Source organism: Streptomyces cyaneus, assembly GCF_004028635.1.
In the GTDB taxonomy this organism is placed as follows: domain Bacteria; phylum Actinomycetota; class Actinomycetes; order Streptomycetales; family Streptomycetaceae; genus Streptomyces; species Streptomyces cyaneus.
This window is the reverse complement of sequence record NZ_RQJW01000004.1, coordinates 298174-322625: the sequence shown is the minus strand read 5'-3', so window position 1 is coordinate 322625 and position 24452 is coordinate 298174. Positions and strand designations below refer to the sequence as shown.

Here is a 24452-nt window from a genome sequence, read left to right as displayed (position 1 = left end):
AAAGTTACAGCCCGGGGATGAGGGAGATGAGCAGGTCGATGAGCTTGATGCCGATGAAGGGCGCGATCAGCCCGCCGATGCCGTAGATGGTGAGGTTGCGGCGAAGCATCCTGTCGGCGCTGACCGGCCGGTACTGCACGCCCTTCAGCGACAGCGGCACCAGCGCGATGATGATCAGCGCGTTGAAGATGACCGCCGACAGGATGGCGGAGTCCGGCGAGGACAGGCCCATGATGTTGAGCTTGTCCAGGCCCGGGTAGACGGCCGCGAACAGCGCCGGGATGATCGCGAAGTACTTCGCGACGTCGTTGGCGATGGAGAACGTCGTCAACGCACCCCGGGTGATGAGGAGTTGCTTGCCGATCTCGACGATCTCGATGAGCTTGGTCGGGTTCGAGTCGAGGTCGACCATGTTGCCGGCCTCCTTGGCGGCCGACGTACCGGTGTTCATCGCCACGCCGACGTCCGCCTGCGCGAGCGCCGGGGCGTCGTTGGTGCCGTCACCGGTCATCGCGACCAGCTTGCCGCCCGCCTGCTCCCGCTTGATCAGCGCCATCTTGTCCTCGGGAGTCGCCTCCGCGAGGAAGTCGTCGACGCCCGCCTCCTCGGCGATCGCCTTGGCGGTCAGCGGGTTGTCACCCGTGATCATGACGGTCTTGATGCCCATGCGGCGCAGTTCCTCGAACCGCTCCCGCATCCCCTCCTTGACGACGTCCTTGAGGTGGATGACACCCAGGACACGGGCGCCCTGCTCGTCGTCCACCGCGACGAGCAGCGGGGTGCCACCCGCCTCGGAGATCCGGTTGGCAATCTGGTCCGCGTCCTCGGCGACCGTGCCACCCTGCTGCTCGACCCAGGCGATGACCGAACCGGCCGCACCCTTACGGACCTTGCGACCGTCCACATCCACACCCGACATACGGGTCTGGGCCGTGAAGGCGATCCACTCGGCGCCGACCAGCTCGCCCTGGTGGCGCTCGCGAAGCCCGTACTTCTCCTTCGCCAGTACGACGATGGAGCGGCCCTCGGGCGTCTCGTCGGCCAGCGACGACAGCTGGGCGGCGTCCGCGACCTCGGCCTCCGTCGTCCCGCGCACCGGCACGAACTCGGCGGCCTGGCGGTTGCCGAGCGTGATGGTGCCGGTCTTGTCGAGCAGCAGTGTGGAGACATCACCGGCGGCCTCGACCGCGCGGCCGGACATGGCGAGGACGTTGCGCTGCACCAGCCGGTCCATGCCCGCGATGCCGATCGCGGACAGCAGGGCGCCGATCGTGGTCGGGATGAGGCAGACCAGCAGAGCGATCAACACGACCATCGTCAGGTGCGTGCCCGCGTAGTCCGCGAACGGCGGCAGGGTGGCGACGGCCAGCAGGAAGACGATCGTCAGCGAGGCGAGCAGGATGTTCAGCGCGATCTCGTTCGGCGTCTTCTGCCGCGCGGCGCCCTCGACCAGGTTGATCATCCGGTCGATGAAGGTCTCGCCGGGCTTCGTCGTGATCTTGATGACGATGCGGTCGGAGAGGACCTTCGTGCCGCCGGTGACGGCCGAGCGGTCGCCGCCGGACTCGCGGATGACCGGGGCCGACTCCCCGGTGATCGCCGACTCGTCGACCGACGCCACGCCCTCGACGACGTCACCGTCACCGGGGATGACGTCGCCTGCCTCGCAGACGACCAGGTCGCCGATCCTCAGCTCGGTGCCGGCCACCTGCTCCTCACGGTCACCCACGAGCCGGCGTGCCACCGTGTCGGTCTTGGCCTTGCGCAGCGTGTCGGCCTGGGCCTTGCCGCGGCCCTCGGCGACGGCCTCCGCCAGGTTGGCGAAGAGCACCGTCAGCCACAGCCAGGCGCTGATGGTCCAGCCGAACCAGTCGCCCGGGTCCTTGAACGAGAAGACCGTCGTGAGCACGGACCCGACCAACACCACGAACATCACGGGGGACTTGACCATCACCCGCGGATCGAGCTTGCGGAAGGCGTCCGGCAGCGACTTGACCAGCTGCTTGGGATCGAAGAGGCCCGCTCCTACACGGCCCTCGGGGGACTTGTGCCCGGTGGGTACGTCGCTGTGCGGCGCCCGGGTCGGAGTGGCTGTGGACATCGAGTCCTCTTGGTTCGTTACGTCGGTGCTCATGACGCCAGCCCCTCGGCCAGCGGACCCAGCGCCAGGGCCGGGAAGTACGTCAGACCCGTGATGATCAGGATCGCGCCCACCAACAGCCCCGTGAACAGCGGCTTCTCGGTGCGCAGCGTGCCCGCGGTGGCCGGCACCGGCTTCTGCTCGGCGAGCGAGCCCGCCAGCGCCAGCACGAACACCATCGGCACGAAACGGCCCAGCAGCATGCACAGACCCAGCGTGCTGTTGAACCACTGCGTGTCCGCGTTCAGACCGGCGAAGGCCGAGCCGTTGTTGTTCGAGGCCGACGTGTAGGCGTAGAGGATCTCGGAGAATCCGTGCGCCCCGCTGTTGGTCATCGAGTTGCCCGGCGTGGGCAGAGCCATCGCGAACGCGGTGAAGATCAGTACCAGCGCCGGGGTGATGAGGATGTAGCAGGCCGCCAGCTTGATCTCACGGGTGCCGATCTTCTTGCCCAGGTACTCGGGCGTACGGCCGACCATCAGACCCGCGATGAACACCGCGATGATCGCCATGATCAGCATGCCGTAGAGGCCGGAGCCGGTACCGCCGGGCGCGATCTCGCCCAGCATCATGCCGAGCATGGCGATGCCGCCGCCGAGGCCGGTGAAGGAGGAGTGGAAGGAGTTCACCGCACCGGTCGAGGTGAGCGTGGTCGACGTCGCGAAGATCGACGAGCCGCCGACGCCGAAGCGGACCTCCTTGCCCTCGTACGCGCCGCCTGCGATGTCGAACGCCGGGCCGTGGTGGGCGAACTCGGTCCACATCATCAGGGCCGTGAAGCCGAGCCAGATGGTGGCCATGGTCGCGAGGATCGCGTAGCCCTGCTTCACCGAGCCGACCATGAGGCCGAAGGTGCGGGTCAGCGCGAACGGGATGACGAGGATCAGGAAGATCTCGAAGAGGTTCGAGAGCGGGGTGGGGTTCTCGAAGGGGTGGGCGGAGTTGGCGTTGAAGATGCCGCCGCCGTTGGTGCCGAGCTCCTTGATGGCCTCGGTGGAGGCGACCGCGCCGCCGTTCCACTGCTGCGAGCCGCCCATGAACTGACCGACCTCGTGAATGCCGGAGAAGTTCTGAATGGCACCACACGCCACCAGGACGACCGCGGCAACCGCGGCCACCGGCACCAGGATGCGTACGACACCACGCACCAAGTCGGCCCAGAAGTTGCCGAGTTCACCGGTGCGGGACCGGGCGAAGCCTCGTACGAGAGCGACCGCGACGGCGATGCCGACGGCCGCGGAGACGAAGTTCTGCACGGCCAGACCGGCGGTCTGCACGACATGGCCCATGGCCTGCTCGCCGTAGTACGACTGCCAGTTGGTGTTCGTCACGAACGACACGGCGGTGTTGAACGCCTGGTCCGGGTCGATCGAGGAGAAGCCGAGCGAGCCCGGCAGGACACCCTGGAGTCGCTGGAGGGCGTAGAGGAAGAGGACTCCGACGGCGGAGAAGGCGAGGACGCCGCGCAGGTACGCGGGCCAGCGCATCTCCGTGTCGGGGTTGGCACCGATGCCCTTGTAGATCCACTTCTCGACGCGCCAGTGCTTGTCGGAGGAGTAGACCTTGGCCATGTAGTTGCCAAGGGGGACGTAGGCGAGCGCCAGCGCCGCGATCAGGGCGAGCAGCTGCAGCACGCCCGCAAGTACGGGACCCATATCGCTGCTCAGAACCTCTCCGGGAAGATCAGGGCGAGGACGAGATAGCCCAGCAGGGCGACGGCCACGACGAGGCCGACGATGTTCTCGGCAGTCACAGCTTGGTCACCCCCTTGGCGACGAGAGCCACGAGCGCGAAACCCGCGATCGTGACGACGACGAAGGCCAGATCGGCCATCGCGAACTCCTGGAGTGAGGTTCGGTGAAAACGGACGATTAGAGGAAAGCGCCTCTGTGGCCGGATCAGGTCGTCCGTTGACGGCTCTCTTACGGCGGCGCCCACGGCTTTGACGGAACTCTTACGGCACCCGATCCATACCTGTGAGTAGGACGCTGTAACGGTCGGTGACCTGGCTCACAGCAGCCGGAAGCGCAGGCGGCAGATCACCGCGTCCGTCTCCCGCCGCACGGCATGCGCGACGACCGCGCCCCGTTGGTTCTGCAGCAGCCGCTGCCACAGCCGCTCCGGCTCCGTCTCCGGGATCAGCACGGTGACACGCGTGCCCGGCTCGGTGGCGGCCACCTCACGGACGTACGCGGCGATGGGACGGCCCAGCGAGCGCCGCTCGCAGTTCAGCCGGACCAGCGGCACCCCCGGGTCCCACTCCGCCCAGGCCAACTCCAGGGCGTACAGCGCGGCCCGGTCCTCCGGGTCGGGGTAGCAAACGGTCACCGCCCGGACCTCGTCGCCCAAGGAAGCGGCGGCGGTCAGCGCCTCGGAGGTCAGGCGGGAGATCGAGGAGACGGGCACGATCACGACCGAGCGGTCGCGATGCGGGACCTCGGGTATGCGGCCGAGGCCGAGGCGCTCGCCGATCCGGGTGTAGGCGCGGCGCACGGTCTCGAAGGCGGCAACCAGCAGGGGCAGGGCGATCACGATCAGCCAGGCGCCCTCCTCGAACTTGGTCGCGGTGACGACGATCGCCGAGACGCCGGTCAGCAGCCCGCCGAAGCCGTTGAGCACCGCCTTGCCCTGCCAGCCGGGGCCCTTTTCGAGCCGCCAGTGCCGGACCATGCCGATCTGGGCGATGGTGAAGCCTACGAAGACGCCGATGGCGAAGAGCGGCACGAGGGTGTTGGTGTCGCCGCCGGAGAAGACCAGCAGCGCGGCCGATACGACGGCGAGGGCGAGGACGCCGTGCCGGTGCACCTGCCGGTCGGCCTTGAGCATGAAGACGTGCGGCAGGTAGTTGTCGCGGGCCAGCAGCTTCAGCAGCACGGGCAAGCCACCGAAGGACGTGTTCGCGGACAGGGCCAGCAGGATCATCGTCGCGAACTGGATGACGTAGAAGGCCCAGTTGTGGCCGAAGGCGGCGTCCGCGAGCTGGGCGAGAACGGTGACGCCCTCGACCGGCTGGAGATGGAAGCGGGAAATCAGCGCCGACAGGCCGATCAGCATCACGCCGAGCACGGCGCCGAGGGCGACCTCCGCGTGCTGGGCGCGCTTGACGCGCGGGACGCGGAAGGAGGGGACGGCGTTGGCGATGGCCTCGACACCGGTGAGGGCGGAGCACCCGGAAGCGAAAGCTTTCAGCAGGAGCAGGGCGCCCACGGTGGTGGCGTTGTCGGAGAGCACGGAGGCGTGGCCCGCCGCGGTCGCCGTACTCACCGGCTCGGACCGGAACAGCCCGACGACGATCAGCACGAAGATCGAGCCGACGAAAACGACGGTCGGCACGATGAACGCCTTCGCCGATTCCACGATGCCCCGCAGGTTCACCGCCGTGATCAGCACGAGCACGGCCAGGCACAACCACAACCGGTCGGCGTAGAGGGCCGGGAAGGCGGAGGTCAGCGCGGCCACACCGGCCGTGACGGCGACGGCGACGTTGAGCACGTAGTCCAGGACGAGCGAGGCCGCCGCCACCAGGCTCGTGCGCGCACCCAGGTGTGTCTTGGCGACGGCATAGGACCCGCCGCCGTCCGGGAAGGCCGCGATCACCTGCCGGTACGAGGCGACCAGCACCGCCAGCAGAGCCGCGATGGCCAGCGTGACCGGCAGCGTGAAGCCCAGGCCGTGCGCACCCGCGGCGGCCAGGACGAGGACGATCGCCTCGGGGCCGTACGCCACCGACGCCATGGCGTCCAGGGACAGGGCGGCCAGGCCCGTGACGGCGGTCAGCCGGTGACGTTCACCGGTATCGGGCGGCTCATCGCCGACGGGGACGGCATCCGGCTCGGCGGTCAGAACGGACATGGAACGGGTGCTCCTTCGTGCGGTGTTCGCGTGCACCCAGGTTCTGTCCGTTTCCCGCCGCATCCGACTGTTCCTTGCGGCATCTTCGCGCCCAACCGGCCGACCTTGACGGAACCTTGATGGGCGTGTGATGTGCGCGACTGCCATCAGGCAAGGAACCGTTGGACATCCGTCAGAGCCGCATCAAGGTGTGCCGATCAGGTTCCTCGGCTCACTAGCGTCGACGGCATGGGACGCCGTGACGACGTATGCGGAGGACCGCTCGACGCACAGGCGGAGGGCCCCGAGGGATCCGGTGAGGCGACGAACGACCTCGCGTGGACGCAGGAGCTGTGGAGCACGATCCGCTGCGCCGGCGTTCTGCTCGCTCTCCTTCTCCTGGTCGACTGGGGCTCCGGCCGGATCACCCTGGGGCGCGCCGCACTGTGGTTCGCTCTCGCCGGGCTGCTCTTCGTCGTGCTGTATCCAGCGCGAGTGTCCGCGGGCGGGAACTGGCTGGCCTCGCGTCGACTGGTGCGCGAACACCGGGTACGAACGGATCTGTTGGTGTCGGTCCGCTGCCTGGACGGCGTCTCCCAGCGGCTCTTGCTGCGGGATTCCCTGGGTGGCCGTGTCGAGATCGACTCCGAGGTCCTGGTGCGCAACCCGCAGCTGTGGCTCCGCCTTGACAAGGGCGCGCGGAAGGCCGCCACCGACGGCTCGTTGCTGTGCGGCGCGACCGCGTTACGGTGCATCGGCCGGCGCGTGGACAGCGAAACCGCCCGCGCCGTGTTCAAAGCCTCCGGCCTCGAGTGAGCGTCAGCCTTCCCCGAACGGTCCGGCTGTGTCCAAGGCCGCCCCCGTCTGGTCGGCCGGCGTCACCGCCACGAGCCGGGCTTGGAGCGGGGGTACCGGTCCCGGTCCCGGGGTGAGCATGAAGCGGCCGAGGTAGTGGCCGTTGCCATAGGCGCGCAGCTCGATCTCGCCGTCCGGCCAACCGGCGGCGTCCACGTCCCAGGAGCGCCTGCCCACCGTCACGCTGCCGTCGTTCGTCAGGCGTGGCGGCTGTCCCAGCAGGGTGCCGTACTCGAAGCGGCGGTGGATGCGGGACAGGTGAGCCGCGTCCGTGACCGTGATGATCTCCAAGCGGCGGGCACGGGCCGCCAGTTGGGAGACGATCAGGCCAACGACGAGCAGCAGGACCGCCGTTTCGATGTCCGCCGAGGCGGTGATGTCGAATGTCTGGTAGGGCCTGGTCAGGAAGCTGTATCAGATTGCGGCTGCGCCGCGGGCGTACCAGGCCGCCGCTGACAACGCCCCCACGGCGCCCGCGGTACGGCTGCCCAGCGCTGCCACCGCGACGACCGCCACGACGAGAATGAGTGCGGCGTTCGTGTGCGACAGGCTCGTGCGGAACGAGACCAGCGCGAGGGCCGCCAGGAAGGGGGCGGCCAGGCCCGCCGCCAGGGCGAGCCGGTCCCGCAACGGCCAGGTTCGGGGCGTGGCGCGGGTTTGTCCAGTACGTTGCAGCTTCCAGATGCCGGTCACAGTGCTCATCACGCACCTCCTGTGCTCTGCTCGGTCAGTTCGGCACCCACGGGCTCCCCTGTCTCCCCGGTCTCTGTCTCCTCGGTCTCCCCGGTCTCCCCGGCGAACGGCAGCGACACGACCATCGTGAGGCCGCCGCCAGGAGTGTCTTCGGGAGTGAGGGTGCCGTTCATGGCCTCGGTCAGTCCGCGGGCGAGGGCCAGCCCGAGGCCGAGGCCGGTGGTGTTGTCGGTGTCGCCGAGCCGCTGGAAGGGCTCGAAGAGCCGCTCACGGCCGTCGGCGGGCAGACCAGGCCCCCGGTCCACGATCCGCAACTCCACCTGGCCCGCCAGGACACTGGCGCCGACCAGCACCTTCTTCCCGGGCGGTGTGTGGCGGGCAGCATTGCCGACCAGGTTGGCGATGACCCGCTCCAGCAGCGGCGGGTCGGCCAGCACTGCCGGGATCGCTTCCATGTCCGCCACGTCCACCCCTGGGACGTCCGCCAGCGCCATGGGCAGCACCTCCTCCAGGGAGGTGGCCCGCAGGTTCAGAGTGAGTGCGCCCGCCTCCAGGCGGCTGAGATCGAGGAGGTTCTCCACCAGGCGGTTCAGCTTGGCCATGGACTCGTCGGCCGTGGCGAGGAGTTCGTCCCGGTCCTCGTCGGAGAAGGCGACGTCCCGGCTGCGCAGGGAGGTGACGGCGGCCCACCCGGCGGCGAGGGGGGTGCGCAGGTCGTGGCCGACGGCCCGCAGCAGCGCCGTGCGCAGGCGGTCGGCGGCCTTCACCGGCTCGACCTCGGCCGCGGCCTCGGCGAGCCGGGCCCGCTCGACCGCCGAGCCCACATGTGCGGCGAACGCGGCCAACACCCGTCGCTCGGACGACGACAAGGTGCGGCCCCACAGCGCGAGATAGGCGCCGGGACCTGCGGGAACTGCCGTCACGCCAGCCGTATCGGGTGGCTCGTCCACCAGGTCCGCCGACTCCATGCCGAAGGTCTCGCGCGTCCGCTCCAGCAGAGCCGGGATGGTGGCCTCGCCCCGCACGATGCTGCCAGCGAGGGACGTCATGGTCTCCGCCTCGGCCGTCGCGCGGGCGGAACGGCGCGACAGGCGCAGGGACCGGTCCACGACCGCTGCCACGGTGGCCGCCACGACCGCGAACACCGCCAGTGCCAGCAGGGCGTTCGGATCCTCCAGCGTGAACTGGCCGATCGGCGGGATGAACCAGTAGTGGAGCAACACGGACGCCGTCACCGACGCGATCACCGCCGAGACGACCCCGCCTATACAGGCCACGCCCACCACGGCGAGCAGGAACAGCAACGCCTCGCTGGTCAGGTTCAGCGTGCCCCGCAGCTGGGCGAGGGCGATCGTGAGGAGGACCGGCAGCACCAGCCCGGCCACCGGACCGGCGATCAGCCGGGCCGTCGACAGCGTGCGCCGCCTCGACGGCAGCAGCGTGCCGCGCCCGGCCCGCTCATGGGTGACCCGGTGGACGTCGATGTCACCGGACAGCGCCGTCACGGTCTCCCCCGTCCCGAGCCCGGTCAGGAACCGTGACAGCCGGCCGCGACGGCTCGTGCCCAGCACCAGCTGCGTGGCGTTCTCGGCACGGGCGAACTCCACCAGCGCGCCCGCCACGTCGTCGCCGACCACCGAGTGATAGCTGCCGCCGAGGTCTTCCACGAGCCTGCGCTGCCGGGCGAGCGAGGCGTGCGAGACACCGGCGGCGAGACCGTCGCTCCGCGCCACGTGCACGGCCAGCAGATCACCGCCCGCCGACCGGTCGGCGATACGGGCGGCCCGCCGGATCAGCGTGTCGCCCTCCGGGCCGCCGGTCAGCGCGACGACCACCCGCTCCCGGGTCTCCCACACCCGGCCGATACCGTGCTGCGAGCGGTACTCCTGGAGCGCCTCGTCGACCCGGTCGGCCACCCACAGCAGCGCCAACTGCCGCAGCGCGGTGAGGTTGCCCGGCCGGAAGTAGTTGGCGAGGGCCGCGTCGACCTTCTCCGGGGCGTAGATGTTGCCGTGCGCCATCCGCCGGCGCAGCCCCTCGGGCTCCATGTCCACCAGCTCGATCTGCCAGGCGCGGCGAACGACCTCGTCCGGCACCGTCTCGTGCTGGGGCACACCGGTGATCTTCTCGACCACATCGTTGAGGGATTCCAGGTGCTGGATGTTCAGTGCGGTGATCACGTCGATGCCGGCGGCGAGCAGCACCTCGATGTCCTGCCAGCGCTTGGCGTTGCGGCCGTCGCCGGGGACGTTGCTGTGGGCGATCTCGTCGACGATCACGACCTGCGGGCGGCGCGCGAGGACCGCGGCGAGGTCCATCTCCTCGAACCGTCCGCCGCGGTAGGTGCAGGAAGCGCGGGGGACGGTCTCCAGACCGTCGAGCATCGCCTCCGTGCGCGGGCGTCCGTGACACTCCGCGAACCCCACCACCACATCCGCCCCGCGCGAGGCGCGGCGCCGCCCCTCGTCGAGCATCCGGTAGGTCTTGCCGACCCCCGGAGCCGCCCCGAGGTAGACCTTCAGCCGTCCGGGCCGTACGTCACTCATCGCTGCCGACGCGCTCCGCTCACTGGTCCAACTCGTTTTCGCAGAAGGGTTTCTCCTCCCAAGGAAGCCCTTTCACGGATCGGACGGTGCGGTTGTTAGCGGTTCCTTGGCGCCGCTCCCGGGGACCTTGACGCTGTTTTGACGTGACCTGGGCCCGACAGGGTGAGGGCGGGTGTGGGTCCTGGCCACGGTGGTCGCCACCTTCGCGCGCCGATGGCGCATTCCCGCCCCCTCCCTGCTGGTGGTCGCCGGTCTGGCCGTGGCCCTGCTGCCGGGCACTCCCCAGATCGAGATCAGCCCCGAGATCATCGGGCTCGTGGTCCTGCCGCCGCTGCTGTACGCGAGTGCGGAGGACATGCCCTGGCGGGAACTGCGGGCGGTGTGGAAGCCGGTCGGGATCCTCGCCATAGGGCTGGTGCTCGCCTCGGCTGCCGCCGTCGGTGCGGTGGCGGCGCTGGTGACGCCGCTGTCGTGGCAGATGGCGTTCGTGCTGGGCGCGGTCCTGGCCAGCACCGACCCCGTGGCGGTCACCGCGCTCGGCCGACGGCTGGCCCTGCCGCCCCGGGTGCAGGTCCTGGTCCAGGCGGAGAGCCTGTTCAACGACGCGACCTCCCTGGTGCTGGTGCGGGTGGCGGCGGGCATCGCCGTGGCCTCCGCCGCCGCGAACTGGGGTGCGGCGGCAGGAGAGTTCCTGGTGCTCGCGGGCGGCGGCACCGTGATCGGGGCGGCGGTGGCCGGAGTGATCATGCTGATCCGGCGCCGTACCGAGGACCCGGTGCTGGAGACTGTGATCGCCCTGGTCACCCCGTACGCCGCCTACCTGTTGGCGGAGGTCGCGCACACCTCCGGAGTGACGTCCTGCGTGGTGGCCGGCGTGGTCCTCGGCGGCCGGGGCGACCGGCTGACGAACGCCCGCATACGCCTCCAACTGCACGCCGTCTACGGCACGGTGGTGTTCCTTCTGGAGAGCGTGGTGTTCAGCCTCATAGGGCTGGCCCTCCCTGCCCAGGTCCGTGCCCTGGCCGACGGCGACCGGGCCTGGCCGCTGTACGCACTCGCCGTTGCGGCCACGCTCATCGCCGTACGCCTGCTGTGGCTCGCACCCCTGTCCGCGGTCGTGCAGCGCAAGGGTGGGATCGGCCGGGTGAACTGGCGGGTGCCGATGGTGCTGACCTGGGCGGGCACCCGAGGGGTCATGCCGCTGGCCGCCGCCCTGTCCATCCCGGAGGTCATGAAGAACGGCGCTCCCCTCGCCGACCGGCCACTGGTCCTGGTGCTGACCACCTCGGTCGTGGTCGTCACCCTCGTCGTGCAGGGCTTCACTCTGTCCCCGGTCGTCCGCCGCTCCGGCATCGCCCTGGAGCCCGCCCACACCGCACGCGAGGAGGCCGAGGCCCGCTCCCATCTCGCCCACGCCGGGCTCGCCCGCCTGGAAGAGCTCGCCGAGTTGGAGGTCGTACCGGACGTCGTCCTCGACCGGCTCCGCCGCGGCCTGAGCGCCCGCCTCGACGACGCCCGCGACCGCCTCGCCGAACACAACGGCGCCGACGGCACCGACGGCGTGTCCATCGAGTCCGCCGACCGGGTCTACCGTCAGCTCCGGCGCGACTTGATAGCCGTCGAAACCTCCGAACTCCAGCGCCTGTACGACGCCCACGCCATCAGCGACACGACCCGCCGCCGGATCCAGCGCAACCTGGACCTGGAGGAGGCGCGTTTGACGGATGCCTGAGGAATGCCCTGAGGGAATGTGGCCACCCTGCTCCAGGCGCGGCAGCGTGGGCGTGGATGCCGGGTCGCGGCGGCGCGGAGCGGCCCGCGCGCCCTCGGCTGCCTGACTGCCCGGGAGCAGCCAGGGACCGGGTCCGGCCGCCTTGAGTCCCCTCGCCGCCGCGGTCCGGGCTGTCCCCGGGCGGGGCGACCGCCGTAACTCCGTGGCGGTGCGCTTGCCTGATCCGAGGATCCCTGCTGAGCCGGTCGTGAGGGACACGGCCCCTCCGACGTCACGCCACGGACGGTCGCCCGTCCCCGTTGCCGCCCAGTCTGCGGCCGGACCGGGCCGCATGAGGCCCCCGTTGATGGATCCCTGACGGCTGCCCAGCCCTGCTTGACGACACTTTGACGGCTCCGGCGCCCGGGCCGTATGAGTACCGCAAATTTCCTGCTGAGCGCGTCGGCGGCACCGGGATCAGGGCTAGATTCCCTCTCGGCCGCCAACCGGGGCCGCGCGTGTCAGCGGCCTCCCCGGGTCCGGAGTCATGGCCCCGGAGCGGTGCGAAGGCGGTCTGGTGCGCGCCCGAAAGGGCGTGCACCCGCGCACGACGACGTCTCTTCGTCGTCCCACGCCGACGTCCGTGCGCCCGCCGTGCGGTGCCGGGGCCCCGGCACCGCACGGACCGTGACCGCTGTCCCTGACCGAACCGAGACACGAAGGTGTCCATGCTTCCCGCTGCCCCCGACCAGGCCCCACCGGCACGCCCCGAGCGCGGAGCCCGGAACGGACCGGAACGCACGGTGAGGCGCCGCGCCCCGAGCGGGCTGTTCGAACCGGCTCAACTCGTCCGCTCCTTCCCCGAGGCAGTGCGCAAGCTCCACCCGCGCGTACTGGTGAAGAACCCGGTGCTGTTCGTCGTCTCCGTCGGGGCGGTCCTCACCACGCTGTCGGCGCTGCTGCACCCCGCGGTCTTCACCTGGGTCATCAGCGCCTGGCTGTGGCTGACGGTCGTCTTCGCCAACCTGGCCGAGGCCGTCGCCGAGGGCCGCGGCAAGGCGCAGGCCGAGTCGCTACGCAGAGCCCGTACGGACACGGTGGCGCTGCGCCTGCTGGACTGGCGCTGGGGTACCAATGCCCGCACCGCCCGCTCGGAGGCCGTCGTCGCCACCGACCTGAAGCCGCTGGACGTCGTACTCGTCGAGGCGGGCGAGATGATCCCGGCGGACGGCGATGTCATCGACGGCGTGGCCGCGGTGGACGAGTCGGCGGTCACCGGCGAGTCGGCGCCCGTCATCCGGGAGGCGGGCGGCGACCGCAGCGGGGTCACGGGCGGTACGACGGTGCTGTCCGACCGGATCGTCGTACGGGTCAGCGCCCGCCCCGGACACAGCTTCCTGGACCGCATGATCGCCCTGGTCGAGGGCGCCTCCCGGCAGAAGACCCCGAACGAGATCGCCCTGAACATCCTGCTGGCGGCACTGACCATCATCTTCACCCTGATCGTGGTCACACTCCAGCCGATGGCCAGGTACGCGGACGCGGCCCAGTCCACGACCGTGCTGGTCGCCCTCCTCGTCACACTCATCCCGACCACGATCGGCGCCCTGCTCTCCGCGATCGGCATCGCCGGCATGGACCGCCTGGTGCAGCACAACGTGCTGGCCATGTCCGGCCGAGCAGTTGAGGCGGCGGGTGACGTCAACACCCTGCTGCTGGACAAGACCGGCACCATCACCCTCGGCAACCGCGAGGCCGCCGCCTTCGTTCCCCTGCCCGGCATCGACGAACGGCAGCTCGCGGACGCCGCCCAGCTCTCCTCCCTGGCCGACGAGACACCCGAAGGCCGCTCCGTAGTGGTTCTGGCCAAGCAGCGATACGGGCTGCGGGCACCCGCCGAGGGCGAGTTGGCGAACGCCCGGTGGGTGCCGTTCAGCGCGCAGACCCGGATGAGCGGGGTCGACCTGCGCTGGTCGGGCGGCGCGGTGTGTGCCATCCGCAAGGGTGCCGCCCAGCAGGTCATCGAGTGGGTGGCGATGTACGGCGGCCAAGTGCCACCCGAGGCAAGGCTGTACGCCGACGCAGTGGCCGCCGGAGGCGGTACGCCCCTGCTGGTGGCCGTGCACGACTGGCACGGCCCCAGGGTGCTCGGCCTGATCCACCTCAAGGACGTCGTCAAGGACGGCATCCGCGAACGCTTCGCCGAACTGCGCCGCATGGGCATCCGCACCGTGATGATCACCGGCGACAACCCGCTCACCGCCCGCGCCATCGCCCAGGAGGCGGGCGTGGACGACTACTTGGCCGAGGCGACGCCGGAAGACAAGCTCGCGCTGATCAAGCGGGAGCAGGAGGGCGGGAAGCTGGTCGCGATGACCGGTGACGGTACGAACGACGCCCCGGCTCTCGCCCAGGCGGATGTCGGCGTGGCCATGAACACCGGCACGTCGGCCGCCAAGGAGGCCGGCAACATGGTCGACCTCGACTCCAACCCGACCAAGCTCATCGAGATCGTCGAGATCGGCAAGCAACTCCTCATCACGCGCGGTGCTTTGACCACGTTCTCCATCACCAACGACGTGGCGAAGTACTTCGCCATCATCCCGGCGATGTTCACGGGCGCGTACCCGGGCCTGGAGGCCCTGAACGTCATGGGCCTGCACAGCCCGACCTCGGCGATCACCTCCGCGATCATCTTCAACGCGCTGATCATCGTCGCCCTGATCCCGCTCGCCCTGCGCGGTGTGCGCTACGTCCCGTCCTCCGCACACGACCTGCTGCGGCGGAACCTGCTGCTGTACGGCCTCGGCGGTCTTGTCCTGCCCTTCGTGGGCATCAAACTGATCGACTTGCTGATCTCCGGGGTGCCCGGCCTCGGCTGAGCCCCGTCCCTCCGCGTGGCTCGCCCGTCAAGGACCCGTATGTGCACGTCAGAGCCCCGTCAGAGAACGGGACTTCGGCTTGCCCCGCCTGTGCGGTACGGCTTCCATGGACCTCGTGAACAGCGCCTGGCTCCTCTTCGACCGACCGCCGAGTCCCGCTCGGCCGTCGCGTCGTGAGCCGCGCTGACCGGAAGCGCCCGCGTACCGCCGACGCCGCGTCCCGCCGACGCCGCTATCCGTGATTCGTGGGCGCCGTGATCGGCTGCGGCGCCCCTCGGTCTTCCTTCCCCATCGCCCGCCCACCGCCCTCGCCGGGCCGTGCAGGCGTGCCCGCAACCCCGGATTGGATCATGTCCGACTCAAGCCTTTCCTCCTTGTCCGGCCGCACCGTCCTGGTCACCGGCGCCACCGCCGGCATCGGCTACGAGACCGCCCGGCAGCTCGCCGAGCGCGGCGCCACTGTGCTGCTGCACGGCCGTACCGCCGAGGAGTCCCGCGCGGCCGCCGACGCCCTCGTCGCCACGGCGGGCAGCGACGCGGACCGCCTGTGCACGTACGCCGCCGACTTCGCCCGCCTCGACGAGGTCGAGGCCCTCGCCCACAAGGTCGTCGCCGAGCACCCGCATCTGGACGTCCTCGTCAACAACGCGGGCATGGCCGCGCCCGAGCGGCACACCGTCACCGCCGACGGCAACGAGATCGCCTTCCAGGTCAACTTCCTCGCCCACTACCTGCTGACCTGCCTGCTGGAACCTGCGCTCACCACCGAGCCGGGCGGCCGCGTCGTCAACGTGTCGTCGTCGCTGCACCGCACGGCGTCGATCCAGTGGTCCGACCCCAACCGCGCCCGCCGCTACTCCCGGCTCGCCGCTTACGCCCAGTCCCAGCTGGCATTGACGGTCTTCGCAGCCGACCCGCGCGTCACCGCGGTCTCCGTGCACCCCGGCGTCTGCGACACCGCGCTGCTCCCTCTGTACGCCCACGAGGGCGTCACGCCCGCCGAGGGCGCCGCACACGTGGTCCGGCTCTGCGACCCGGCCGCCGAGATCGTCAACGGCGCCTACTACGACTGCGACGAGCGCGTCGACCCGGCACCGGCCGCCACGGAGGACCGCACGGTCAAGCGCCTCAACAAGCTCGCCGACCTGCTCGTCGACCGCCGCACCACTTGAACGTCACACAACAGCACGGGAGTTGACGTACATGTCGAAGCGAGCCCGCAAGAAGAAGGCCCGCCGCAAGAAGAAGTCGAACCACGGAAGCAAGGCCGGTCAGCGCTAAGCCCAGCATCCAGGGCGGGCGACGAGGAGGGAACGCGCTCCCGTTCGCCCGCCCTTCCCCGTCCTCCGTCCTCCGTCCCCCGTCCCCCGTCTGCGAGGCGTCCATGCTTGAGCTCTCCCCCGACCATCTGCCCGCCCTCACCCGCTGGTTCCCGGCGGGCACCCCCGGGCCCGCCAGCATCGCCGAGCACGTCATGGCCACCGGCGTCGGCTGCTGCTGGGCCGACCGCGCCGTCCAGCCGCGCGTCGTCGCCGCGTCCTGCGCCGGCCACGTCGTGCTGCGCGGCACCCCGGACGTCCTCACTCCGGAGGCGCTCGCACCCCTGGCAAGCAGCCGGATCGACGCCCCCGAGCGCTTCCTGCCCGCGCTCGGCGCCGCCTTCGAACGGCTCACGCCATGGAGGCGCATGGTCTGGACCCGGCAGGCCGAACCACAGCCGGCCACCGTCCCATTCGGCATCACCCTGCGCCGGCTGGCAGCATCGATATGCGGCTCCGCCGCGTGGGGCCGACACCGACGCCCTCCAGGCACTCGGCCCCGACACCGCGTGGCTCTCGGCAAGCTGGGGCGGACCGCTCGGTCTCGCCTCCTCGGGACACGGCTGGGCGGCGCTGAGCCGCAAGGGCCGCGTGCTGGCCGTCGCCTGCACCTACTTCCGGGGCAACCGCCACGAGGACGTGGCCGTCTTCACCGTCCCGGACCACCGACGCCACCGCCTCGCCCTGGCTTGCGTGAACGCCCTGTGCGAGGACATCGCCGCCCGCGACCGCACGCCCAGCTGGAACTGCTCGGTCCGCACATGAAAGAAGGAGACCCCGTGCCCAGGAAGCCCCCGCTCCACACCCTGCCGATCCTCGGCGGCAGCCACGAGCTCACGATCACCCGGCTGAAGCGCGGGGACGACTCCTTCACGCTCCACTACCGGATCACGCCGCCGCTGCCCGAGTCCGGCGACGAGTCGCCCGTACTCCCGGTCCTGGAGGCCGTGGACGACCTGGGCAACGAGTACGACGACCGCGGCGGCGCCTACGGCACTCACCCTGACGGCAGCCACACCGACGGCAGCCTCACCGCGCAGCCGTCCCTGCACCCGGACGCCGGCAGCCTGCAGCTTCGCGTGACCTTCCTGCGGGGCGGCAAGGAAACGTCGTGCGACATCACGCTGGGTGTCCGGCGCTGACCCCGCGGATCTCCTGCGGCTGCGGGGCGAGTTGACGCCTGAAAGACTTGACCTGCCCTCTTGTTGCGGTGCCGGCGTGCACACACCGGGTCTTAACGCAGCCTTGACGCGTCCGGAGGACTCATCCATGGGCCCATGCGTCACTCCGTGCTTACGCTGGAGCCGCCGTCCGCGTGATGGCCGGAACCCCACGCCGATTCACGCACAGGAGCACGCCGATGGCCACAACCGAACGCCCACCGCACCGCCTGCGCGCCTGGATGCTGGAGGGCCTGGCCGACATGGGCAAGGCGGGCGGCCACACCGGGCCCCACGCCGAGCCGGAGCCCGCCCACAAGGGCCAGCCGTGGTACCGGGTCATGTGCCTGACCGGTGTGGACTACTTCTCCACCCTCGGCTATCAGCCGGGCATCGCCGCACTCGCCGCCGGCCTGCTGTCGCCGATCGCGACCATCGTCCTGGTGATAGTCACCCTGGTCGGCGCCCTGCCGGTCTATCGCCGCGTGGCCGAGGAGAGCCCGCACGGCGAGGGCTCGATCGCGATGCTGGAGCGGCTGCTGTCGTTCTGGAAGGGCAAGCTGTTCGTCCTGACGCTGCTGGGCTTCGCCGCCACCGACTTCCTGATCACCATCACGCTCTCGGCCGCCGACGCCTCCACCCACCTGGTGGAGAACCCCCATTTGGCGGACCCTCTGCACGACAAGCAACTGCTGATCACCCTGATCCTCATCGCGCTGCTGGGCGCGGTGTTCCTCAAGGGCTTCCTGGAGGCGATCGGGGTCGCCGTCGCCCTGGTGGGCGTCTACCTCGCGCTCAACGTCGTGGTGGTGGTGACGGGGCTGTGGCATGTGCTCACCGAGCCACACGTCGTCACCGACTGGTCAAATGCCCTGACCGCGGAGCACGGCAACGTCTTCGTCATGATCGGCGTAGCACTGATCATCTTCCCCAAGCTCGCGCTCGGCCTCTCCGGCTTCGAAACCGGCGTCGCCGTGATGCCGCACGTCAAGGGCGACCCGGGCGATACGGAGGAGAGCCCCAAGGGCCGGATCCGGGACACCAAGAAGCTGCTGACCGCCGCGGCAGTCATCATGAGCTGCTTCCTGATCACCACCAGCTTCATCACCACCCTGCTGATCCCGGAGAAGGAGTTCGAGGAGGGCGGCCAGGCCAACGGCCGCGCGCTCGCCTACCTCGCGCACGACTACCTCGGGAACGCCTTCGGCACGGTCTACGACGTCTCGACGATCGCCATCCTGTGGTTCGCCGGCGCCTCCGCCATGGCCGGCCTGCTCAACCTGATGCCGCGCTATCTGCCCCGCTACGGCATGGCGCCGCACTGGGCACGCGCGGTCCGTCCGATGGTCATCGTCTTCACCCTAGTGGGCTTCCTGGTCACCTGGATCTTCGACGCCGACGTCGACGCCCAGGGCGGCGCCTATGCCACCGGCGTCCTGGTACTGATCAGCTCCGCCGCGATCGCCGTGACCATCGCCGCCCACAAGGCGAGGCAACGGAACTGGTTCATCGCCTTCGCGGTCATCTCGGTGGTGTTCCTCTACACGACCATCGTGAACGTCGTCGAGCGCCCCGACGGTGTGAAGATCGGCGCCTGCTTCATCGCCGCCATCATCCTCATCTCCCTCCTTTCGCGGCTGACGCGCGCCTTCGAGCTCCGCGTGACCAGCGTGACGCTCGACCCCATGGCGGAACGATTCGTCAGGGACATAGCCAGCCGCAAGATCCGGTTCATCGCCAACGAGCCCGACCAGCGGGACAAGGCCGAATACCGCGACAAGATCGAGCAGATCCGCAACGACAACGACCTGCCCGAGCAGGAGGACTTCGTCTTCCTCGAGGTGACGGTCACCGACCCCTCCGAGTTCGAGGCGGGACTACGGGTCCGCGGCGAGGTCATGCACAACCGCTACCGCGTCCTGACCCTGGAGTCCTCCTCCGTCCCCAACGCCCTGGCCGCCCTGCTCCTGCACGTCCGCGACACGACCGGCTGTATCCCGCACATCTACTTCGAGTGGACCGAGGGCAATCCCTTCGCCAACTTCCTGCGCTTCTTCCTCTTCGGCCAGGGCGAGGTCGCCCCGGTCACCCGCGAGGTGCTCCGCGAGGCGGAGCCGGACCGCTCCCGCCGCCCGCGCGTGCACACCGGCTGAAACGAGGGAGCGCGTAGGGATTCCGTCAGGATCGACCCGTACGGCATCAGGATTCCGTCAGCAGTCGTCGGACGTCGTACGGCCACCTAGCGTCGGGGACATGCGACACAGCGGGCCGGCGGACCCGGCCGGCGACCGCCACTGGCGTGGCAGCGCCCGGCTCGCCCTGAGCTGCGCCCTGTTGTTCCCCGTGATGAGCCTCCTGATCGACTGGGACACGCACATCGCCCGAACCCGCAGGTCAGGAGCCCTTTGCCGCAGGCTCAAGGATCGCGACACACTCAACGTGGTGCGTCATCGGAAAGACGTCAGAAGGGGGAGGACCTGACGTATTCGCAGGTCAGCCGCCATTTGTAGCCCCGCCGAAGGACCCCACGGACGCCCGGAGCGTCAAACGAGCGTCACGGCCGAGGCATGAGCTGGCCTCCGCCCAACGAGGCTCAGCCAGCGGTAGGCGCTGGCGCCGCCCCGCCGACGTCGACCCACATCCCCGTGACTACGCCCCACGGAAGGCCATGGAGTGAGGAACCTACCCCTCCTCATGCCCTGCGGTTGGCATCAATCCTCGTCAGCTGAGAGCAGGCTGGCAACTGCCACGACAAGCAGGCGACGGCCGCGGAGGGGTGTGGGACGACATGCGCGAGCCAGGCAGTATTCCGACGGAGATGGACCGGCTGAAAGGGCACGCTGAACGCGCCTTCGTCGAGGTGCAGAGGGCCGATACAAAAGCAACGGCGTTGTGCGGAATAGCCGGTGGCCTGCTGGCTGCAGGGGTTGCCGTGCTGTCGAGTGCACACGGCATGCCCCCCATCGCGGTGTTTTCCCTTGTCCTGATGTGTCTGTTGCTGATGGCCGCGATAGGGGCTGCGCTGCTCGCGCTGCGGCCCGTGGTCCCAAGGGCGGGGCTGCATACCGAATTGATGGGCGAGGCACTCGTACACGACCGGGCCGGTGTGAGTACGACTGCTCGTGGGGAGCTTGAACGGCATGTCGAGGGCCGCCGACTACAAGTGCTGGCCTGGCTGGCGGACAGGAAGCTGCGAGCGGCCCGCCTGGCCGTCGACTTTGCCCTAGCAGCACTCCTGATGGCTGGAATGTGTCTATTGAGCAACATTCTGGTTAGTTGAGACGATCACCTAAGTGTGTTTGGGCCGCATAGCAGGGGGACGCGTGTATCAGCCGCATGCCACGGTGATCGGCGACAAGTTATGGGCACGCCTGAAGGCGCTCGCACCGCAGCGCGTCAGGCCGGCTCGGAGTGTGCTGCTCCGGCAGGGAGATCCAGCAACTCACGTGATCGTGCTGGAGTCCGGGTCAACGCTGATCACCCTGGCCGGGGTCTGCGGAGAAAGGACGCTTCTTGCCGTGCGCGGCGCCGGTGAGTTACTCGGTGAACTGGCCGTGTTGGACTCCCAGCCTCGCACGGCCACGGTCATCGCCGCCGAGTCCTGTCAGATCCGCATCATCCCGGCTGCCGCTTTCCTCACGTTCGTTGAGGAGCATGATCTGCTGGCCCCGCTCCTGCGCCATGCCATCGCCCGAGTCAGGGAATCCGAGGCCGTGCGGCTCGAACTGGCCACTGCGTCTGTGCCGCTGCGTCTGGCATCGGCTCTGTCGCGGCTGGTCGAGGCCGCATCCGCTTCGGCTTCGGATCTTGCCGTGCGTCTGACCCAGACGGAGCTGTCTCAGATGATTGGCGCTTCCCGCAACGCGGTGGTCAACGCGCTCAAGCCCTGGCGTGAGCAGGACTGGGTCCGCACCACCTCCAGCGGTGGGCTCCTCGTTCGCGACATCCATTCGATTCAGTTGCACGCGCGTACGCAGGCGTGACGGGCCGCACTTCAGGCGTGCCCACTACTGGGCAGCGGCGGCCGTCCCGCCCGATCAGCATGGGCACTTCCCTGACCGCCTGTGCTGAAAGGACGGTGCTCAATGGATGCGCCGCTGCACGCAGAGCCCCTGGATGTGCCCGCCGAACTCGCCCTTGTGGCGATCGACATGGAGAAGTACAGCCAGATCCCCGAGGCGAAGATGGCCGCCGCCCGGTGCGACGTGGACGACATCGTGGCGACTGTGCTCGCCGAATGTCAGCTGCCCGACCCACAGGAACTCCCCGGCGGCTACAAGGACAGTGGCGACGGGGCGATCCTGCTGTTCCCGCCCTCGGTGCTGGCACGTCTCGTGGACCCGCTGCTCGGCCGGCTCGATGCGGCTCTGGTGCGCTACGAGCGGCAGCGGCTGGCCAGTAGTCCCGTCCTGCGGCTGCGGGCCAGTGTGCACGTCGGCCCGCTGTCCCTGCCCGACCACCGCGGTGACGCCATCAATGACACCACCCGGCTGCTCGACAGCCAGGCGAACCGCCAGGCGCTGTCCGCCGCGAAGGACAGTGGCGGCTTCCTTGCTGCCGCGCTCTCCGAGATCGTCTACCAGCGCACCGTGCACGCGGGCCGCACGCAGGATCTGGGCCCACACCACTTCCTTGAGGCGGTTGCCCGCGTCAGCGACAAGCCCGGCTTCGAGCAGCCTTGCCGGATTCATGTGCCGGGCCTGACCGGGCCGGCCGTACGCCCCTACGTCACGGACGCCGCATCACCGGCCGCTGCTCCCTCCTCCACCGCGCAGCCGAGCGACGCGTCAGTGACACCGGTTTCCGGCAGCGGCGGCACGTTCCAGTTCCACGGTCAGGTCAGCGACGCCACGATCGCCAACAGCATCGACACCCTGCGAATCGATCGCCGCCAGCGGTGAGTCGCCTGGCCTTCCGCCCTCCCACTCTTCCCACACTCACCCTGGAGCACTCGTATGTCTGACGTGCCGTTCGACCCCATCCAACCGACCAGCGAAGCTACCGAGAACCACTCCAACGGCTCCGGCGGCTGGCTGCATCGCTTGCGCCCCGGATCCGGCGCTCCCGACCGACGGGACGCGACCCCTGACGCCCCATCTCCTTCCCTCGCTCCCCTACCACCGGATGCCGCCTCGCCCGCGCATCGCGTGCATGAAACGCAGGACCGGGCGACACACGTGTATGGGAACCCCGATGTCGTCGCCCACCACATCAAACAGCTGATCCTTGAGACCCGAAAGCAGGACTTACTGGAGGGCGTCGAGCAAAGTCGCGAGCGACTGCTCGATCAGCCGTTCGTTCGCAGCGCGCACTGGAACACGATCTGGGAGCAGATCGTCAATCCCGCCACCAGCCGCCCCCACCAGCCCGTGATCATCATCGTCGCGCCCCGCTCATACGGCTCGACAACCCTCGCACTGCGGCTTCTGGCCGAGCACACTGCTCACGACGCCACCCTGGTCAAGTTGGACGCAGACTGGAAGACCCCCAGCAAAGGACGCCTGCCGCTGGAGATCGCGCACGCCTACCAGCTTGACCTCAAGCACCCGGAGAAAGATCAGGTATCGGCCGACTTCCTCGACGCGCTGTCGGAACACGCCGCCCACCTCCGGGGTTGCGGTTCCTATCTGGCGCTGACCGTGGCACAGGACCTGTGGAAGGATCACCGTCTCAGCGATCGCGACGGCATCCAAGTGGTTCGTCTGCACGAGGCTCCCGATGCCCAGGAAGTCGTAGAGGCGCATCTGGACGCCAACGGCTACGGACAGCTGGTCACATCGCTTCGCTCCTTCCCCAAGGCCACGGCTTCCTTGCGCGGACTGACGGCGGTGGCCGCCGTACGGGCCGCCTACTCCGCCGTGACGGCTTGGAAGGAACATATCCACGTCGGTTCCCAGCAGTCGCGAGTGCGGGCAGTCTCCGATGGCGGAACCCCGGCCACGCTGGAAGAACGCATCATCGCGGCTCTGACCGACTGGCGCGGCGAACTCGACGGCCGGTTCGGCGAGATGAACAGCCTGTACGCCCACGACAACCCCTCACTCACCGTGGAGGACCGCTGTCTGCTGCTGGCCCTAGCTGTGCAGCAGACGGCACCCATGCCCGTCGTCGCGCGCAGTGCGGCCGCTCTGCTGAAAGCCATCGGCGACGCCCCCGACGCTCCCGGCGCAGCAGCAAAATTCTCACCGCCCCTCAGTTCGCTGGCCGGACGGGGAATGCGCCGGCGCATCCAGGATGTCGGGGGTGAAGTCGACCTGCAGGACACCGTGGTCTTCGACCGGCCTGCTTATGGACGCGCCGTGCTGGAGTATGTCTGGGACAACTACGACGTCATGCGTGAACCCTTGCTGACCTGGCTCGTCGGGACGGCTCAAAGCGCCGATCCGGAAGACAACGCAGTGGCTGCGTTGGCCGAGCTCACCGTGCGGCACGGATCGGTGGACTACCTCACGACACTGGGCGGCCTGGTCGGCAGCAGTCATCCCAAGGTGCTTGGTGCAGTCATGGAACGTGCCGTGCATAACGAACACGTGGGACGCCTGGCGTGGGAGGCGCTGTACGGATGGGCGGAGAAGGAGAGTTACGCGCCCGCGGTGATTACACTGTGCCGACGCGTCCTGGAGGACTCCTCCGTCGCCACTTCTCTGGCCAAGCGGGCAATGGTGCGCCTGCGCCGGGTCGCGCACAAGAACACCGGGGGCACCGTAATCGGCCAAGTCCAGGCTGCCTTCGACTCTCTGGTCCTTCACCCCACCGTCGCCCTGCGACTGGCCGGTGAAGTCGTGAGCTGGCAGCAGGGCAAGGTCTCCTGCGCTCGCAGCGGCGCCCTGGCCTTCCTTGCATTGATGACCCTCGGCCACGACGGCACGCCGTGGCTCGTGGACACCCCTCCCACGGACATCGACGTACAGCGCGGCGTCCACGACCTGCTGTCCTCTTCGGAGACCGCCGCCGAGGTCACCTCGCGTCTGACGGACTGGATCCGTGCTTGTGCCGACGATCCCAGCGCCTATATGCAGTTGCGCGACCAGCTTCTGCCGGCGCTGCGGGGCCACAACATGTTCGAGGCCGGCTGGAGGTTCATGAGCGGGCTGCGCGGCATCTCCACCGTTGAGGGTGTCAGCGTGGCCGACGACTTCTACAACCACCTCGTCGACAGCCGTGTGCGCACGGTCTTCCCGCTCGAAGAGAACCTCGTATGAGGTGGCCATGGCGCCGCGCCGTCCGTACAAGCAGGTCTGCCCAGCCACGATTGCTGCCCAGTGCCACCGATGGCATCGCCTTCGAGGCCCTATACACAATCACCTGGCGACCA

20 protein-coding genes are annotated in these 24452 nt (G+C 69.4%); 12 read left to right on the top strand and 8 right to left on the bottom strand.

Features of this window, described 5'->3' with window-relative positions; all coding sequences use genetic code 11:
* Positions 1-4: 4 nt before the first annotated feature.
* From kdpB (EHO50_RS16785) to EHO50_RS16765, 5 genes are all read right to left on the bottom strand, one after another.
* Complete coding sequence (kdpB, locus tag EHO50_RS16785; protein ID WP_181449634.1) at positions 5-2134, bottom strand: potassium-transporting ATPase subunit KdpB; 2130 nt, start codon at positions 2132-2134, stop codon at positions 5-7.
* Positions 2131-3795, bottom strand: a complete 1665-nt coding sequence (gene kdpA, locus EHO50_RS16780) for a potassium-transporting ATPase subunit KdpA (RefSeq protein ID WP_128430953.1) — start codon at positions 3793-3795, stop codon at positions 2131-2133. Before kdpA ends, kdpB (EHO50_RS16785) begins: the two co-directional genes overlap by 4 nt.
* Positions 3796-3803: 8 nt before the next feature.
* A complete protein-coding gene (kdpF, locus tag EHO50_RS16775; RefSeq protein WP_016434100.1) occupies positions 3804-3893 on the bottom strand; it encodes a K(+)-transporting ATPase subunit F in 90 nt (29 codons plus the stop codon).
* The gene (locus EHO50_RS16770; protein WP_128430952.1) at positions 3890-4078 is read right to left on the bottom strand and encodes a hypothetical protein; all 189 of its coding nucleotides are present in this window, start codon (positions 4076-4078) and stop codon (positions 3890-3892) included. Before EHO50_RS16770 ends, kdpF begins: the two co-directional genes overlap by 4 nt.
* Positions 4079-4150: 72 nt before the next feature.
* Complete coding sequence (locus tag EHO50_RS16765) at positions 4151-5992, bottom strand: APC family permease (protein WP_128430951.1); 1842 nt, start codon at positions 5990-5992, stop codon at positions 4151-4153.
* Between the two features lie 228 nt (positions 5993-6220).
* On the opposite strand from EHO50_RS16765, the gene EHO50_RS16760 reads away from it, so the two are divergent.
* Positions 6221-6787, top strand: a complete 567-nt coding sequence (locus EHO50_RS16760; RefSeq protein WP_128430950.1) for a hypothetical protein — start codon at positions 6221-6223, stop codon at positions 6785-6787.
* A 3-nt stretch (positions 6788-6790) separates the two neighbouring features.
* Here EHO50_RS16760 and EHO50_RS45845 read toward each other — a convergent pair whose 3' ends face one another.
* The 3 genes from EHO50_RS45845 to EHO50_RS16750 form a co-directional block, all read right to left on the bottom strand.
* Entirely contained in the window at positions 6791-7117 is a 327-nt protein-coding gene (locus EHO50_RS45845) for a hypothetical protein (RefSeq protein WP_342786948.1), read from the bottom strand.
* 123 nt (positions 7118-7240) lie between these two features.
* Positions 7241-7528, bottom strand: coding sequence for a hypothetical protein (locus EHO50_RS45835; RefSeq protein ID WP_342786947.1), 288 nt, complete (start codon positions 7526-7528; stop codon positions 7241-7243).
* Positions 7528-10065, bottom strand: coding sequence for a sensor histidine kinase (locus tag EHO50_RS16750; RefSeq protein ID WP_128430949.1), 2538 nt, complete (start codon positions 10063-10065; stop codon positions 7528-7530). The genes EHO50_RS45835 and EHO50_RS16750 overlap by 1 nt, the downstream gene beginning before the upstream one ends.
* Before the next feature lie 172 nt (positions 10066-10237).
* Between EHO50_RS16750 and EHO50_RS16745 the strand changes: the two genes are divergently transcribed.
* The 11 genes from EHO50_RS16745 to EHO50_RS16695 all read left to right on the top strand — a co-directional run bounded on the left by EHO50_RS16745 (position 10238) and on the right by EHO50_RS16695 (position 24339).
* Positions 10238-11797: a Na+/H+ antiporter gene (locus EHO50_RS16745; RefSeq protein WP_128430948.1), complete on the top strand. Its 1560-nt coding sequence runs from the start codon at positions 10238-10240 to the stop codon at positions 11795-11797.
* Positions 11798-12504: 707 nt separating this feature from the next.
* A complete protein-coding gene (gene kdpB, locus EHO50_RS16740; RefSeq protein ID WP_128430947.1) occupies positions 12505-14658 on the top strand; it encodes a potassium-transporting ATPase subunit KdpB in 2154 nt (717 codons plus the stop codon).
* A 350-nt stretch (positions 14659-15008) separates the two neighbouring features.
* On the top strand, positions 15009-15830 hold the full coding sequence (locus EHO50_RS16735; protein WP_128430946.1) for an SDR family NAD(P)-dependent oxidoreductase: 822 nt from the start codon (positions 15009-15011) through the stop codon (positions 15828-15830).
* A 31-nt stretch (positions 15831-15861) separates the two neighbouring features.
* A complete protein-coding gene (locus EHO50_RS46245; RefSeq protein ID WP_484422066.1) occupies positions 15862-15939 on the top strand; it encodes a 50S ribosomal protein bL37 in 78 nt (25 codons plus the stop codon).
* A 107-nt stretch (positions 15940-16046) separates the two neighbouring features.
* Entirely contained in the window at positions 16047-16742 is a 696-nt protein-coding gene (locus EHO50_RS16730; protein ID WP_128430945.1) for a GNAT family N-acetyltransferase, read from the top strand.
* A gap of 14 nt (positions 16743-16756) precedes the next feature.
* Positions 16757-17119 (top strand): hypothetical protein, encoded by a 363-nt coding sequence (locus tag EHO50_RS16725; RefSeq protein WP_246101194.1) that lies wholly within the window; start codon positions 16757-16759, stop codon positions 17117-17119.
* Between the two features lie 218 nt (positions 17120-17337).
* Positions 17338-19290: an APC family permease gene (locus tag EHO50_RS16720; RefSeq protein WP_128430944.1), complete on the top strand. Its 1953-nt coding sequence runs from the start codon at positions 17338-17340 to the stop codon at positions 19288-19290.
* A gap of 635 nt (positions 19291-19925) precedes the next feature.
* Positions 19926-20417, top strand: a complete 492-nt coding sequence (locus EHO50_RS16710) for a Pycsar system effector family protein (RefSeq protein WP_128430942.1) — start codon at positions 19926-19928, stop codon at positions 20415-20417.
* 13 nt (positions 20418-20430) lie between these two features.
* Positions 20431-21120 carry a Crp/Fnr family transcriptional regulator gene (locus EHO50_RS16705; protein WP_342786944.1) on the top strand — a complete coding sequence of 230 codons (690 nt, stop codon included), beginning with the start codon at positions 20431-20433 and terminating at the stop codon, positions 21118-21120.
* 102 nt (positions 21121-21222) lie between these two features.
* Positions 21223-22038, top strand: a complete 816-nt coding sequence (locus EHO50_RS16700) for a hypothetical protein (protein ID WP_128430941.1) — start codon at positions 21223-21225, stop codon at positions 22036-22038.
* 54 nt (positions 22039-22092) lie between these two features.
* Positions 22093-24339 carry a hypothetical protein gene (locus tag EHO50_RS16695; protein WP_246101193.1) on the top strand — a complete coding sequence of 749 codons (2247 nt, stop codon included), beginning with the start codon at positions 22093-22095 and terminating at the stop codon, positions 24337-24339.
* The last annotated feature ends 113 nt before the right edge of the window (positions 24340-24452 follow it).